Annotated in this window: 12 protein-coding genes; 3 read left to right on the top strand and 9 right to left on the bottom strand. The window is 70.7% G+C overall.

Annotated elements, in window-relative coordinates:
* The first annotated feature begins 22 nt into the window (after positions 1-22).
* The gene (gene tviB / locus V7067_RS07935) at positions 23-1,315 is read left to right on the top strand and encodes a Vi polysaccharide biosynthesis UDP-N-acetylglucosamine C-6 dehydrogenase TviB (protein ID WP_334175355.1); all 1,293 of its coding nucleotides are present in this window, start codon (positions 23-25) and stop codon (positions 1,313-1,315) included.
* A 47-nt stretch (positions 1,316-1,362) separates the two neighbouring features.
* Here tviB and ppk2 read toward each other — a convergent pair whose 3' ends face one another.
* The 5 genes from ppk2 to V7067_RS07910 form a co-directional block, all read right to left on the bottom strand.
* The gene (gene ppk2 / locus V7067_RS07930) at positions 1,363-2,148 is read right to left on the bottom strand and encodes a polyphosphate kinase 2 (RefSeq protein WP_334175350.1); all 786 of its coding nucleotides are present in this window, start codon (positions 2,146-2,148) and stop codon (positions 1,363-1,365) included.
* Between the two features lie 87 nt (positions 2,149-2,235).
* Complete coding sequence (locus tag V7067_RS07925; protein ID WP_334175349.1) at positions 2,236-2,727, bottom strand: hypothetical protein; 492 nt, start codon at positions 2,725-2,727, stop codon at positions 2,236-2,238.
* Positions 2,728-3,009: 282 nt separating this feature from the next.
* Positions 3,010-3,282, bottom strand: coding sequence for a DUF6460 domain-containing protein (locus V7067_RS07920; RefSeq protein ID WP_334175348.1), 273 nt, complete (start codon positions 3,280-3,282; stop codon positions 3,010-3,012).
* A 145-nt stretch (positions 3,283-3,427) separates the two neighbouring features.
* A complete protein-coding gene (locus tag V7067_RS07915) occupies positions 3,428-5,026 on the bottom strand; it encodes a hypothetical protein (protein WP_334175347.1) in 1,599 nt (532 codons plus the stop codon).
* Positions 5,023-6,090, bottom strand: a complete 1,068-nt coding sequence (locus V7067_RS07910; RefSeq protein WP_334175346.1) for a ligase-associated DNA damage response exonuclease — start codon at positions 6,088-6,090, stop codon at positions 5,023-5,025. The genes V7067_RS07915 and V7067_RS07910 overlap by 4 nt, the downstream gene beginning before the upstream one ends.
* 238 nt (positions 6,091-6,328) lie before the next feature.
* Here V7067_RS07910 and V7067_RS07905 point away from each other — a divergent pair, with 238 nt between their 5' ends.
* Positions 6,329-7,021: a hypothetical protein gene (locus V7067_RS07905; protein ID WP_334175345.1), complete on the top strand. Its 693-nt coding sequence runs from the start codon at positions 6,329-6,331 to the stop codon at positions 7,019-7,021.
* 137 nt (positions 7,022-7,158) lie between these two features.
* Positions 7,159-8,049, top strand: coding sequence for a DUF2076 domain-containing protein (locus V7067_RS07900; protein ID WP_334175344.1), 891 nt, complete (start codon positions 7,159-7,161; stop codon positions 8,047-8,049).
* A gap of 92 nt (positions 8,050-8,141) precedes the next feature.
* Here the strand turns inward: V7067_RS07900 and V7067_RS07895 are convergent, their stop codons facing one another.
* From V7067_RS07895 to V7067_RS07880, 4 genes are all read right to left on the bottom strand, one after another.
* The gene (locus V7067_RS07895) at positions 8,142-9,053 is read right to left on the bottom strand and encodes a DUF2927 domain-containing protein (RefSeq protein ID WP_334175343.1); all 912 of its coding nucleotides are present in this window, start codon (positions 9,051-9,053) and stop codon (positions 8,142-8,144) included.
* Positions 9,054-9,174: 121 nt separating this feature from the next.
* Positions 9,175-9,834, bottom strand: a complete 660-nt coding sequence (locus V7067_RS07890; protein WP_334175342.1) for a hypothetical protein — start codon at positions 9,832-9,834, stop codon at positions 9,175-9,177.
* Positions 9,835-9,886: 52 nt separating this feature from the next.
* Positions 9,887-12,073: an NAD-dependent DNA ligase LigA gene (gene ligA, locus V7067_RS07885; protein ID WP_334175341.1), complete on the bottom strand. Its 2,187-nt coding sequence runs from the start codon at positions 12,071-12,073 to the stop codon at positions 9,887-9,889.
* A gap of 185 nt (positions 12,074-12,258) precedes the next feature.
* The coding region (locus V7067_RS07880; RefSeq protein ID WP_334175340.1) for a PAS domain-containing hybrid sensor histidine kinase/response regulator at positions 12,259-15,098 on the bottom strand (2,840 nt) is incomplete at its 5' end.

Genomic DNA, 15,098 nt, shown 5'->3' with positions numbered 1-15,098 from the left:
CCAGTCCATGCCTCGCCAGCCCATGCCTAGCCAGTCCGTGCCCTGCAATTCCGCTGAAACGATCGCCGTCATCGGTCTCGGCTATGTCGGCCTGCCGCTTGCCGTGGAGTTCGGCCGCATCCGGCCGGTCATCGGCTTCGACATCAAGGCCGCCCGCATCGCGGAACTGCGCGCCGGCCGCGACAGCACCCGCGAGGTGGAGCCGGAGGCGCTCGCCGCGGCAGACTTCCTCAGCTTCACCAGCGACCCGGCCGATCTGGCCGCGGCCTCGATCTATATCGTCACCGTTCCCACCCCGATCGACCGGCACCGGCGGCCGGACCTCGGCGCCCTCCTCGGCGCCTCGCAGATCGTCGGCCGCGCGCTGCGGCCGGGCGATCTGGTCATCTACGAATCCACCGTCTATCCCGGCGCCACCGAGGAAGACTGCGTTCCCGTGCTGGAACGCGAATCGGGACTGCGCTTCAACGTCGATTTCTTCTGCGGCTACAGCCCCGAACGCATCAACCCCGGCGACAAGGCCCACCGGCTGCCGACGATCCGCAAGGTCACGGCCGGTTCCACACCGCAGGCAGCCGAGGCGGTCGATGCGCTTTACGCCAGCATCATCACCGCCGGCACCTACCGCGCCGAGAGCATTCGCGTGGCGGAGGCGGCCAAGGTGATCGAGAACACCCAGCGCGATCTCAACATCGCGCTCGTCAACGAACTCGCCATCATCTTCCGCCGCATGGGGCTCGATACCGAAGCCGTGCTGCAGGCCGCCGGAACGAAGTGGAACTTCATGCCGTTCCGCCCCGGGCTGGTCGGCGGCCACTGCATCGGCGTCGATCCCTACTACCTGACCCACAAGGCCGAATCGCTCGGCTATCATCCCGAGGTCATTCTGGCCGGCCGGCGCATCAACGACAGCATGGGCACCTATGTGGCCGACCAGCTGGTCAAGGCGATGCTGAAGCGGCGCATCCACGTGCAGGGCGCGCGGGTGCTGGTGCTGGGGCTGACGTTCAAGGAAAACTGCCCCGACCTGCGCAACACCCGGGTCGTGGACGTGGTGCGCGAGCTGACCGATTATGGCGTTACCGTCGACGTGCACGACCCGATGGCGGAAGCGGAAGCGGCGCGGCACGAATATGGCCTGTCGCTGGTGCCGGAGCCGGAAGCGGGCAGCTACGACGCCATCGTGCTGGCGGTGGCCCATGACAGCTACCGCGCGGCCGGGCCGGCGGCGCTGCGCGCCTTCGGCCGCCCCGGCCATGTGTTCTTCGACCTGAAGAGCGCGTTCCCGCGCGGGGACAGCGACCTGCGGCTCTGAGAGGCGGCCGCGACCCGTCCGGCTGAGCCCGCGCAGCACCGGCCGGGTCAGTAGACCTCCGGCACCCCGTTGCGGGTGAAGTCGCGCTCCTGATAGCGGCCGATATTGTCGCGCTTCGGCAGCTTCACCTTCTCGCGCCGCACATCCTCGTAAGGGATCTTCGACAGCAGGTGCGCGATGATGTTGAGCCGCGCGCGCTTCTTGTCGTCGGAGCGCGCCACATACCACGGCGCCCAGGCGGTGTCGCTCGCCGCAAACATCTCGTCGCGGGCGCGGGAATACTCATCCCACCGCGTATAGGATTCGATGTCCATCGGCGACAGTTTCCAGACCTTGCGCGGATCGTCGATGCGCCCTTCCATGCGCCGGGTCTGCTCTTCGGGCGAAACCTCCAGCCAGTATTTCAGCAGGATCACGCCGGATTCGATGATCGCCTTTTCCACATAGGCGACGCTGGAGAGGAATGTCTTCGCCTGCTCCTCGGTGCAGAAGCCCATCACGCGCTCCACACCGGCGCGGTTGTACCAGGAGCGGTCGAAGATGACGACCTCGCCGGCGGCCGGCAGATGCGGCAGGTAGCGCTGCACGAACATCTGCGATTTCTCGCGCTCCGTCGGCGGCGGCAGGGCAATGACCCGGAAAACACGCGGGCTGACGCGCTCCAGAATGGCCTTGATGACGCCGCCCTTGCCGGCGCCGTCGCGGCCTTCGAACACGATGCAGACCTTGGCACCCGTGTGTTTCACCCACAGCTGCAGGCGCACGAGTTCGGCGTGCAGATCCTTCAGCCTGCCCTCGTAGTCCTTGCGCTTCAGCGGTTCGGCCTCAGACATCGCCGATCTCCCCCCTGCCGGTCGCGGTCCGGCCCGCCCTGCGGCGGGCCGGCCGGCCGGATTTTTCCGGATTGCCCGCCGTGTTGCTCAGTGTTCCTCGGCCGCTTCCCAGCTCAGATAGAAGCCGATGTCGCCCGGCATGCCGCCGGGCCAGTCGATGATCTGGGCCTTGAGTTCGTAGCCGGCCGACTTCAGGTGCTCGGTCCACAGCGCGTAGGCCTGCTTCGGCCGGCCGGTCAGGGTTGCCGGCCAGTCGGCCTCGCCGTTGTTCAGCGCGCGGCCGCGGTCGGTACACAGCTCGTTGGGAAAGCGCATGACGAGAACGTCCGTCTCGCCGCGTTCGGCGGCGATGCGCATCTGCGAGAGCAGGTTCTTCTTCACATCGCTGACGAATTCCGGCGTCACGTCCACCGGCTGCGACAGCTTCTTGATGAGCTTGGCGCGCGCGATCTCCGCCGCCGAGAGGCTCGCCTCGCTCCTGGCGCGCCGCATTTCCTGCATGTAGGCGCGCAGGTCCTCCGCCGACATGAAGGACTCGTCGCGCAGTGTGGCATCGTCTTGCCGTTCGCTCTCGGACATCGTCGTTTTCCCGCTTGGGCTGGGCCGATAATTATCGAGGGTCGGTGCTCTTTCGGAAGGGCCGGAATGACCGGGTCTGGAAACGCCGTCGGGCGGCCGGCGCGCGAACCGCCCGCACGGCATCCGTCGTCCGCCACGCCCTCCATTCTGGCCACACAACCGCGCCCGGCCTTGCGGCAGATCAACCGGCCGGCAAGGCCCGCGCAATCAGGGCCGCACAACTCATGGACGGCGCGATCAGAGCCGCGCAATCAGGCCCCCAACGGGCCTCGGCGCCCGGCCTCAGCGGCGGGTGGCGTTCAGAATGCGCAGCACCAGCCACACCGGCAGCACCACCACCGCCCCGAGCACGATGTAGCTGCCGAAACGCTCCACCGCGCCGAAACCCATGCTGAAGATGTTGCGCACGAAGCCCCGCAGCCCGTGGTAGAGGTCCCACGGGTTGATGTTGAGGGCGGACAGGATCACGCCGACGACGAGACACAGAAACAGAAGCTGCAGCGCGACGCGAAGCGGGGAGCCGCCCAGAAAGCGCGAAACCGGATTTTCTGCCATCACCCCAAGCCCTTCTGCTGTCGCGCCCGGCCGCACACCGGCCATGGGCCGTTTCTGCACCCGGGCGGTTAAATAAGCATGGCGGCCGCTGAACGGGAGGCCGCCCTTCTCAGCCGGCGAGGTCTTCTCAGCCGGCAAGATCTTCTCAGCCGGCAAGATCTTCCAGCCGCGCGGCTTCCGGCGGCGGGCAGCCGGGCTCCACCCCGTCCAGCACCGCCCCGCGCAGCACGAAGCCCGCCTTGCGCCGCGGCGCGGGGTCGAGCGCGGCAAAGCCGATGCGCAGCACCAGCCCCTCCGCGGCCGTGTGCACCACCTCCCGCACCGGGCCGAACCGTCCGGTGGTGCCCGTCCGCACGAAGGCGGCGATGGCCTCCAGCGCGTCCGGCGCGGCGGCAGCCAGCGCGGCGGCACCGATCTGCCCCACCGGCACGAGTTCCGCCCCGCGCCACACCCCGACGGTGATCTGCCGGAACCCGGCCTCCCCGCGACCCGGGCCGCGCTCGCCATACATCAGCACCGCAAGGCAGCGCGACGGCTCGCGCGGCCACAGCCGCCAGGGCTGCTGCCCGTCCTGCCAGCCATCGGCGGGCCGGGTCAGCCGCAGGCCGGCAATGGCTGCCGCCTCATGCCCCACCGCCTCGCCCGCCGCCGGCAGACCGGCCCGGAGGGCGGCAAACCCGTCGCGGCCGCCGGCCGCCGCCAGCACCGGCGCCACAGCAAGGTGCGGACTGTCCGCCGCCGCCGCCAGCCGCTCCAGCGCGCTGCGGCGCACCGCCAGCGGCATGGCACGCAGGTCCGTGCCATCCGCCGCCAGCATATCGAACGCGCGCAGCAGCATCGGGGCCGCCCGCCGGCCGGCCGCCGTGCTGCCGCGCCGCTCCAGACGGCTGCGCCACAGGCCGGGCTCGGCCCGCCCGTCGCGCCCGGCCGTCAGATCGGCCACGATCAGCGCCGCCCCGCCGGAAGGCGCCGCCGCCGCCAGCCCGGCGCATTCGGGAAAGGCGGCCGTGAGATCCTCGCCCTGCGGCCCGGTCAGGGTGCAGCCCGACGGCGAAAGCCGCAGCAGCACCGTCAGCCCGTCCCACAGCCAGCCCGCCGCGGCCTGCCGCCAGTCGAAGGTGCCGGCATCGAGTGCCACCGGCGGCGGCAGAACGGCACCGCCGGCCGCCGGTCGCTCGCCTTCGCCGCGGGCAAAGGCGAGCGTGGCGGCAAAGGGCGGCTGCGAACCCGTCAGCAGCGGCAGCAGCGTCTCCGCCCGGCAATGGCCGAGCCGCGCCAGCGCGCCGGCGACGGCACCCGTGGTCACCGACACTTTCAGCCGGCCGGTGGCCATCAGCAGCAGCGTGCGCCGCGCACCGGCATCGAGACCGGCCATAAGGGCGGCCAGCCCGTCCGCTGCCTCGCCCGCCCGCAGCGCGGCAAGGCGGCCGACCGCCTCGCCAAGACGCAGAGCGCCCTCCGCCGCGGCCTCGTCGCCGGCCGGCCACATCAGCGCAACGGTCTCGGCACTGTCGCCGACGAAGCGGCGCGACAGCGCGAACAGCACCGGATCGAGTTGCCCGGCCAGCGCCTTCACCGCCGCCGGCCGCACCGGCGCGAAACCCGGCCGGCCGGTGAGAAGGCCGAGCGCAGCCGCGCCGTCCGCCACCGGCACGGCGGCGAGATAGGCCGCCAGATGCACTTCGCGGGCCGCGGCCGCGGGCTCGAACAGCAGGGCTTCGGCCAGACGGGAAAAGGCGATCATGCCGCATCCCGATCCGCGGCGGGCCCGTCGGCATCCGGCGCGCGCGCAGGGCCGGCCGGCAGCGCACACGCGGCGATGCCCCGCGCCGTGCACCAGTGCACCAGCGCCTCGGGCGCACCGTGGGTGACCCACACCGCGCGCGCGCCGGTCTCGGCGATGGTGGCGGTCAGTTCGTCCCAGCCGGCATGGTCGGAGATGACGAGCGGCAGTTCCGCACCGCGCTGGCGGGCATGGGAGAGGGCCCGCACCCAGCCGCTCGCCACCGCCACCAGCGGATCGGCAAGGCCCTGCGCCCATTGCGGCGACAGGCCGGATGGCGGGGCGATGACGATCTCGCCGGCAAGGTCTGCGCCGTCGTCGCCCCGCCGTTCGGCAAGCGGGCCGAGATCGACCCCCGCCGCACGGTAGACGGCGCACATCGCCATCATCGCCGGATGCAGAAAAACCGGCCGGCCGTAACCGGCCGCGCGCAGCTCGGCAATCACCCGCTGGGTCTTGCCCAGCGCGTAGGCCGCAACGACATGGGCCCGGCCGGGAAACCGCGCCCGCGACTGCAGCAGCCGTGCAATCTCGCCGGCGACCGGCGGGTGGCGGAACACCGGCAGGGCAAAGGTCGCCTCGGTCACGAACAGGTCGCAGGCAACCGGCCGGAAGGGCGCGCAGGTCGGATCGGCCTGCCGCTTGTAATCGCCGGAAACAACCGCGCGAAAGCCGCCGGCCTCGATCAGGATCTGGGCCGAGCCCAGCACATGGCCGGCGGGAAAGAACGTGACGACCGCGTCGCCGAGCCGGAACGGTTCGCCGCAGCGCACCGCCTGCCGCGCCCCGGCAAAACGGGCGCCGAGGCGGGCTTCCATCAGCGCCAGCGTCTCGGCGGTTGCAATCACAGTGCCGTGACCGGCGCGGGCGTGGTCGGAATGAGCGTGGGTGATGAGGGCGGTTGCCACCCGGCGCACGGGATCAATCACCGCACCGGCCAGCGGCACGGCGATGCCCGCCGGGCCGGGCACCAGCAGGCCGGCCGCCGTTGCCGGCATCACCGCGGGAGAAAGACGTTCGCTCATAAGAACAAAGGTAGGCCGGCGGCGGCGTTTGGCAAGCGGCGGCGGCGTTTGGCAAGCGGCGGCCGCGTCTGGCAAGCGGCGGCCGCGTCTGGCAAGCGGCGGCCGCGTCTGGCAAGCGGCGCCGGCACCGGGTGCGCCGCCCGGCCGGCTGTGTTAAGCCCGCATGAGCCCCGCGGACGCAACGCCGGCCCGGCCGCAGGGCATTCTGCGACCGGCCGGCGGCACAAGGGGTTCCGCGATGGCGCGCTGGCTTGTTTTTGGCGACAGTCACATCGCCCCGTTCCGCAAGGCGGTGGAACTGGGTCTGCTGCCGCCGGACACGGGCCTTCTGGAGGTGCGCGGCGCCACCGCCATGGGCCTTGCCAACCGCCAGAGCGTGACCGGCGCGCTGGAGCGCTTCGAGGCCGGCCTGCTGCCGCCCCGCCCCGGCAGCCTGCCGGTGATGCAGCTTGGCGAGGTCGATTGCGGCTTCGTCATCTGGTACCGCGCCGAAAAGCACCACCTGCCGGTGGCCGATCAGATGGAAAAATCCATCGAGCGCTATTTCGCCTTCGCCGACCGGCTGCTGGCGGCGGGCTATCCGGGTGTCGTCATCACCGGGGCGACGGTGCCCACCATCCGCGACGGTCAGGACTGGGGCGAGGTCGCCCATCTGCGGCGCGAGGTGCAGACCACGCTGGTGGCACGCACGCAACTGACGCTGGCCTACAACGCCCGCCTGCGGCAGGGCGCGGCGGCGCGCGGCCTGCCGTTCGTGTGCATCGCCGATCAGGTGCTGGACCCCGCAACCGGCGTCGTGAAGGATTTCTATCGCCGCAAGAACCCGCTCAACCACCACCTGCATGCCGCCCGCGCGGCGGAGCTGTGGGCGGCCGCGCTCAATGCGCTGCCGCTGCCCGCGCTGCTCGCAGGCGGAAAAGCACCGGCCTGAGCCGAATTTCCGCGCTCTCAGGCTTCTGCTGCCATGATTGCGGCCTATGGTGTGCGGCAGGTGCAGGCACGACGCGCCGTCCGCGCCGGAAAATGCGCCCGCAGACCCGCGCCCGAAAACCGCGTCAGGAGAACGACATGACGCCGCAGGAACAGCAGCTCATTTCCGATCTGTTCGACCGTCTCGCCGGCCTCTCCGGCAGCCGCGATCCGCAGGCCGAACGCTTCATTGCCGAACGCATGGCCGCCACTCCGGGGGCATCCTATGCCATGGCACAGACCATCGTGGTGCAGGACCACGCGCTGAAAGCCGCCTCGGACCGCATCGCCGGCCTTGAGCGCGACCTCGCCGCCGCCCGCGCGGCCGCAGACGCGCCCGCCGCCGAAAGCGCGGCCGGCAGCTTTGCCCCGTGGACAAACGCGCCCCGGCCGGCCGGCAGCCTGCCGCAGGCCCGCGACGCCATGCCGGCCGGCCGGCCCGCCGCAGGAGCGCCAGTGGGGGCGCCGATGGGAGCGCCGGCGGGCTTCGGCACGCCGGCCGTGCCCGCGGCCGTTCCGCCCGCCCAGCCGGCGGCGTGGGATGCACGCCCGGCCGCCGCCACCAGCGTGCCGTCGTTCGGCCGCAGCAGCTTCGGCGGCGGCAGCGCCATGGGCGGTTTTCTGGCCAGCGCCGGGCAGATTGCGCTCGGCGTCGCCGGCGGTGCGCTGCTGGCCGATGCCGCCCGCTCGATGTTCTCCGGCGGCTCCGGCGAACGGCCGGCCGAGGTCGTCAACAACGAGACCGTGAACGAAACCGTTGTGGAAGAACCCGCGGCCGCCTCGCCCTGGGGCAGCGCGGCCGGCGGCGATGCGCAGGGCGATGCCGGGCAGGAGGGCGATGCCGGGCAGGATGCCACCCCGGCCGACTGGGGCGGCAACGCCGGACCGGACGACAGCCAGCAGGACAGCGGCTATCAGGACGCCGGCTTCGACCCGGGTCAGGACACTGGCAGCGATTTCGATGGCGGCGACGACAGCGGCTGGGCGTGAGCCGCGACCGGGACGGTTCCTGCGCCCGAACGCTTCCCGGTGCCCGGCCTTCGCCGGCCGGGCGCAACCGGTCATAAGCCGGCAAAATGCCTTTACTGAGCCGGCTGATCGACGCCGCCGCGCGGAATGGCCCCGGCGTTGACCAGCCGGATCATGGCCTTGCGCGATTCCGCCACGGCACGCGGCAGCACCGGCAGCACCTCGGCTGCGGTCATGCCGGCCTTGACGTGCCTGTTGTAGACTGTCGCCAGAATGAACCAGTCGAAGACGCCGAAGCCCTGCACCTCGGAATAATCGTTGTAGATCGAATAGGACAGCGACGCGTCGTCGTTGACCGGACCGAGGCTCTGCGTGATCTCTTCCACCATGCAGTGGCGGAAGGACTTGTAGCCCTCGTTGACAACGATGAACACCAGCGCGCTCTTCAGCGAGCTGTCGGGATTGGTATTCACCACGGCCGAACAGTCGTTCTCTTCCATGAACGTGGCGCGGGCCTTGTCGGTCACCCGCTCCTTCACCATGGCGCGATACTGGCCGCGATCGACCAGGTAAATCGTCATGTTGGCGGCATCGCGCTTCTTCGTGAGGGCGATGTCGAGATTGGGAATGATCCGGTCGAGCTTGCGGATGAACGCGCGGATCGAGGCGCGGCGGTCGTCGAAGCGCGAATGGCTCTCGATCCACACCCGCACCGGGCCGGCGAACTTGTGCACCCGGGCTCTGGCCCGCGGCACCGCCTTGGGCCCTTCGCTGCCGAACACGGTGCGCATGAAGCCGTCGATGATCTCGGCCTCGCTGAAGGCATAGGCGATGTCCTGCGCGGTGGGCAGATTCGCAGCCTTGCCGGCCGCCGCCCTGCTATCGGCGCCCGGACTGCCGGCGGCGTTGCCGGCCGGCGCAGGGGCGCCCGCGGCGAAAACGGGCGCCGGGCCGGCAAGCCACAGGCCGGCGGCGAGCGCCGCGCCGGAAACGGCAACGCAAATTCGACGGAACGGACGGATCATCATGCCCTCGGGCCGCAGAGGCAACGCCGCATTCGACACCGCCGGCCGGCGCCGTTCAATCCCGCCGCCGCAAAATTCCCGCATTAAGGTGAACAGGACCGCCCGGCGCTCCCCGCCGGCCTCAGCCATCCGCCTCCAGCAGCGTGGAAAGCGTCCACGGCGCCACGTCGGAGATGCGCTCGATGTCGTCGATGTGCCATTCGCCGTTCTGCTGCACGAGGCTGTAGATCAGCTCCCGCCCCTCGCCGCCCACCGTGAAGGTGACCGAGACCAGCGCCGTGCCATCGATCAGCACCGGATCGGAAATCGCAAAATCGGTGAGGTCGGAACTGGTGCCGTCCAGCACGGGATCGAACCCCAGCCGGCCGACCGCTCCGCCGTGGTTGTTGTCCAGCGCATCGATCAGCCGCACGATGCGCGGCGTGAAGAAATGGGTCCGCTCGTCCTTGTCGAAGGCGGAAGAGACGGTGCCGGTGTCCTCGTCGTCGAAATAGAGCCGGTAGAGATCGCCGATCACCATCAGCGGCGCCGGCGTCGGCGGCGGCCGCAGCGACTGCGCGGGCTGCTGCGGCTCGCCCTGCGGGGCCGGTGCGGTGATGGGCGCGCCGGTCGGCAGCGCCGGGCTCATGGTGTCGCGCAGGTCCGGACTGCCGGGCGACGTGGTGCCCGCCGCCAGTGCCGGCCCGCCGGCCAGTGCCAGCACCAGCATCAGTGCCGCGCGCCGTGCCCCCGCCGGCCGCCGCATGCCGCGCGCCGCATTTTCACCCGCACCGCCATCCATCCGCCTGTCTCCCGCTCGCCCGGCCTGTGCCGGCGCGGCCCGTGCCGGGCCCTCAGCCCTGTGCGGCCGTGGCCATGGCAATCCACGCATCCTCGTCGATGACCTCGATGCCGAGATCGCTCGCCTTCTTCAGCTTCGAGCCTGCGCCGGGGCCCGCCACCACCAGATCGGTCTTCGACGACACCGACCCGGCCACTTTGGCGCCCATCGCCTCGGCCCGCGCCTTGGCCTCGTCGCGCGTCATCTTCTCCAGCGTGCCGGTGAAGACAACGGTCTTGCCGGCAACGGGCGAATCGCCGGCTGCCTTCGGTTCGGCCGGCTCCGGCCTCACTTCCGCCAGCAGCGCCGCCAGCACCGCACGGTTATGGTCCTCGGCAAAGAAGGCCACCACCGCGCCCGCCACCACCGCGCCGATCCCGTCGATGGCATTGAGTTCCGCCCACGCCGGCCCGGTTTCGTCGGCAGCCGCCTCCATGGCGGCCGCGAAGGCCTCCCATGTGCCATAGGACTGCGCCAGAAGCTTGGCATTGGTCTCGCCCACATGACGAATGCCGAGGGCAAAGATGAAACGGTGCAGCGCAATGGAGCGCCGCGCCTCGATGGCCGCGAACAGGTTCTTCACCGATGTCGCGCCCCAGCCCTCGCGGTCCTTCAGCTTCTTCAGCGCCTTTGCATCGCGCGCCGCCAGCGTGAAGATATCGGCCGGGCTGCCGATCAGCCCGTCGGCATGGAACGCCTCGATCTGCTTTTCGCCCAGCCCCTCGATATCGAAGGCATGGCGCGAGACGAAGTGCTTCAGCCGCTCCACCGCCTGCGCCGGGCAGGTGAGACCGCCGATGCAGCGGCGCACCACGTCCTCGCGGCCGGTGCGCGGGTTGACCTCGCGCACCGCGTGGCTGCCGCAGGCCGGACACAGCACCGGAAAGCGGAACGGCTCGGCCGCGGCCGGCCGCTTCTCGGAAACCGCGCGCACGACCTGCGGAATGACATCGCCGGCCCGCTGCACCACGACGGTATCGCCGACCCGCACATCCTTGCGGGCGATCTCGTCCTCGTTGTGCAGCGTGGCGTTGGAGACGACGACGCCGCCGACGGTCACCGGCGTCAGCTTGGCAACCGGGGTCAGCGCGCCGGTGCGGCCGACCTGAATGTCGATCGCCTCGAGCACGGTCATCGCCTGCTCGGCCGGAAACTTGTGGGCAATGGCCCAGCGCGGGCTGCGCGAGACGAAGCCCAGCCGGGCCTGCAGATCGAGCCGGTCGACCTTGTAGACCACGCCGTCGATGTCGTAGCCGAGCCCGGCGCGGTTCTCCTCGATGTGGTGATAGACGGCGAGCAGGTCCTGCACCGCGTGGCAGCGCCGCATCAGCGGATTGACCGGAAAGCCCCACGCGCCGAAGCGCTGCACCATGTCGAACTGGGTCTCTTCCGGCACCGCGCTCATCTCGCCCCACGCATAGGCGAAGAACTTCAGCGGCCGCCCGGCCGTGACCTTCGCATCGAGCTGGCGCAGCGAGCCGGCCGCCGCATTGCGCGGATTGGCAAAGGTGCGGCCTTCCGCTTCCGCCATGCGCGCGTTGAGAGCGGCGAAATCGGCGTGCGCCATGTAGCACTCGCCACGCACCTCCACGATGTCCGGGGCATCGTCGGGCAGCGTGCGGGGAATATCGGCGATGGTCAGGGCGTTGGCCGTGACGTTCTCGCCCGTGGTGCCGTCGCCGCGGGTGGCCGCCACCTCCAGCTGCCGGCCGACATAGCGCAGCGACAGCGACAGCCCGTCGATCTTGGGCTCGGCGGTGATGACGAGCGGGCTTTCCGGCTCCAGTTTCAGGAAGCGGCGGATGCGCGCCTCGAAATCCACCACGTCGGCATCTTCGAAGGCGTTGTCGAGCGACAGCATCGGCACGCGGTGCGTAACCTCGCCGAAGCCGTCGGAAGGTGCGGCGCCGACCTGCCGGCTCGGGCTGTCCGGTGTCGCCAGGTCCGGCCACGCCGCCTCCAGCGCCAGCAGCCGCCGGCGCAGCGCGTCATAGTCGGCGTCGGAGATCGCCGGCGCATCCTTCTGATAATAGGCCGCATCGTTGCGGCGGATTTCGGCGGCAAGCCCGGCATGTTCCGCCGCCGCCTCCTGCGGCGTCAGGCCGGCCGGCGCGCGGGCACCCGGCACAAACGGCCCGCTCGCAGACGTCCCGGAAGGGGATGACGTCTTGGAAGGGGACGACGTCTTGGAAGGCGACATGACAGGATGATCCCCGACGAATGAAACCCGAGAAGGCCGGCCCGGCGCGCTTTAGCATGCCCGCCGGCGCCATGCACCCGGCGCCATGCATCCGGCAGGCATGCCCCCGCAGCCATATCCCCGGCAGCGGCCTGTCCCCGGCAGAGGCATATCCCCCGCAGCCATGCCTGCCGCAGCAGGCCCGGTCAGGCAGCCGGCGTCGCCGGGCGCGGGCCGCCGCGGGCGGCCAGCACGGCGCGCAGCGGCGCCGGCTTGACCGGCTTGTTGACGATGGCGATGCCCAGCGCCGTTGCCTGCGCCCGCAGTTCGGCCGAGCGGTCGGCCGTGACCAGCACCGCCCCGAGGTCCGCCCCCCAGCGCTCGCGCAGCCGTGCGATGACATCGAGGCCGTTGGTGCCGTCGAGATGGAAGTCCACCAGCACGACATCCGGCGTCAGGTCGTTGAGCGCGGCTTCGGCAACGGCGGCCTCAAGGCTGGCCGCCGCCAGCACGCGATGCCCCCACCCGGTCAGCAGCGCCACCATGCCATCGAGAATGCGCGGCTCGTTGTCGATGCAGATGAGATCGAGCCCGCGCACGGCGGCAACCGGCGCGGAAGGCGGGATCACCACCGCCTTGGCCTCCGGCGCGGTGACAATGGTGAATTCCACCGCGAAACGCGAGCCGTGGCCCGGCCGCGACCACACCCGCAGCGGCAGGTCGAGGGTGCGGGCGATGCGTTCCACGATGGAAAGCCCCAGCCCCAGCCCCTGCGCCTTGCGCTTGACCGAGCGGCCGGGATCGAGCCGCAGAAACTCCTTGAACACCTCCTCCAGCTTGCTGTCGGGAATGCCGATACCGCTGTCGGCCACCTCCACCGTCACCTTGCCGCCGTGGCGCCGGCACCCCACCACCACGCCGCCGCGGTCGGTGTACTTGACCGCGTTGGAGATGAAATTCTGCAGCAGGCGACGCACGAGGCGGCGGTCGGAGCGCACCCAGAGCGCGGTCGGCACGATGACGAGCTTCAGCCCGCGCGCATGGGCGATCGCCTCGAATTCCACCCGCAGGGTGGCGAAGATGTCCTCCAGCCGGAAGGTGGTGAATTCCGGCTTCAGCGCGCCGGCATCGAGCTGGGAGATATCGAGCAGGGCGCTGATGATCTCTTCCACCGATTCCAGCGAGGCCTCGACGTTCTCCACCAGCGGCGCATAGGGCGATGCGCCCAGCCGCTCCACCAGCGTGGAGGCATAGAGCCGGGCCGCGTTCAGCGGCTGCAGAATGTCGTGGCTGGCTGCCGCCAGAAAGCGCGTCTTGCCGAGGTTGGCCTCGTCGGCCACCGCCTTGGCGCGCTTCAGTTCGTCGTTGAGCAACTGCAGCTCGGCCGTGCGTTCCTTCACGCGCCGTTCCAGCGTCTCGTTGGCGCGCGCCAGCGCCTCGGCGGCCAGCACGCGGTCGGTCATGTCGGCCATCAGCAGCACGGCGCCGCCGTCGGGCATGGGGCTGGAGTGAATTTCCACGATGCGGCCGACCGAGGCGAGGCGGCGCTGCAGCGTGGTGCCGCGGCCGGACAGCACGTCGGCGAGGCGCGCTTCGATGACGGCGTCGGTGCCGCGCGGATCGTCCGGGTCGAGGTCGCCGCGCTCGGCGATGGTACGCAGGATGGTGCGCAGTTCCATGCCCACCTCGACCCGGTCGCCCGGCACCTCCAGCAGCTTCGGGAACTGCCGGTTCCACACCGTCAGCCGCAATTCCTCGTCGAACACGCCGATGCCCTCGTGCACCTGCTCCAGCGCGGTCTGCAGCAGATCGCGGTTGTAGCGGATGGCGGCCGTGGCATCGTCGAGCAGCTTGGTTGCGCGCTTGGCGGAGGGATCGCGCTGCTTGATGAGCAGCGACAGCACGAGGCGCGAGGACGCGGCGCCGACCGCGCTGGCCAGCAGCCGTTCGGAAAAGCGCAGCAGTTCGGCATCCGCCGCGGCCTGCGGGGCAAGGCGGATGCCGCGGCTCTTCTCGTGGCTCTCGAACGCCGCACGGGTGCGCTCGCCGCCGAGATAGCGGGCGATGGTGGCCTTGAGGTCGTCCACCGTCACCGCCGTGCGCCACAGCCGCAGCGCCGGCACGGGGCCGAGATCGGAGGGCACGAAGGTGGAGGCCTGCAACCGCTCGCTCACGTCCGGCGGCCGCATCAGCGACACCGCGATATAGACGATGAGGTTGACCATCAGCGACCACACGACGCCGTGAATGAACGGGTCGAAGGCCAGCGAGAACAGCGCCTGCGGCCGCAGCAGCCAGATGTCGAACGGCCCGTTCTCGATGAAGCGCGGCGACAACAGCCCGCTTGCCACGAAATTCGGCAGCAGCAGCGTGTAGGCCCACAGGCAGAAGCCGGCCACCATGCCGGCCATGGCGCCGCGCGCCGTGCCGCGCCGCCAGATCATGCCGCCGAAAAAGGCCGGGGCGATCTGCGCCACCGCGGCAAAGGACAGGAAGCCGATCTGCGCCAGCGCGGAGGCCTCGCCGACCGAGCGGTAATAGACATAGGCCAGCATCACCACGCCGACGATGGAGGCGCGGCGAACCATGAGCAGGCGGCGGCCCATATCCGCGCGCCCCAGATCGTCCGCCCGCCCCGCCTCGTGCCCGTGCGCCGGATCGTCGGCGAGACCGGCGGCGGCCCGGGCCACCCGGCGCATGCCGCCGCGCTGGCTCAGCATGAGCGGAAAGATGAAGTCGTTGGAAATCATGATCGACAGCGCGACCGATTCGACGATCACCATGGCCGTTGCCGCCGACAACGCCCCGGCGAAGGCCACCAGCGCCACGCTGTCGGCCCCGGCCGCAATCGGCAGCGCCAGCACGAAGGTGTCGGCATCGACCCCGGAGCCGAAGCGGATGAGGCCGGCGGCCGCCACCGGCGCCACGAACAGGTTGATGGCGATGAGATAGGACGGAAAAAGCCAGGAGGCGCGCTTCAGCTCCGCCGGATCGGTGTTTTCCGTCACCGCCACATGGAACTGGCGCGGCAGCAGCAGCGCGGCAA

This window comes from Pseudoxanthobacter sp., from assembly GCF_036822375.1.
In the GTDB taxonomy this organism is placed as follows: Bacteria; Pseudomonadota; Alphaproteobacteria; order Rhizobiales; family Segnochrobactraceae; genus Pseudoxanthobacter.
The sequence above is the reverse complement of the archived record's forward strand: the minus strand, read 5'-3'. Positions and strand labels throughout refer to the sequence as shown.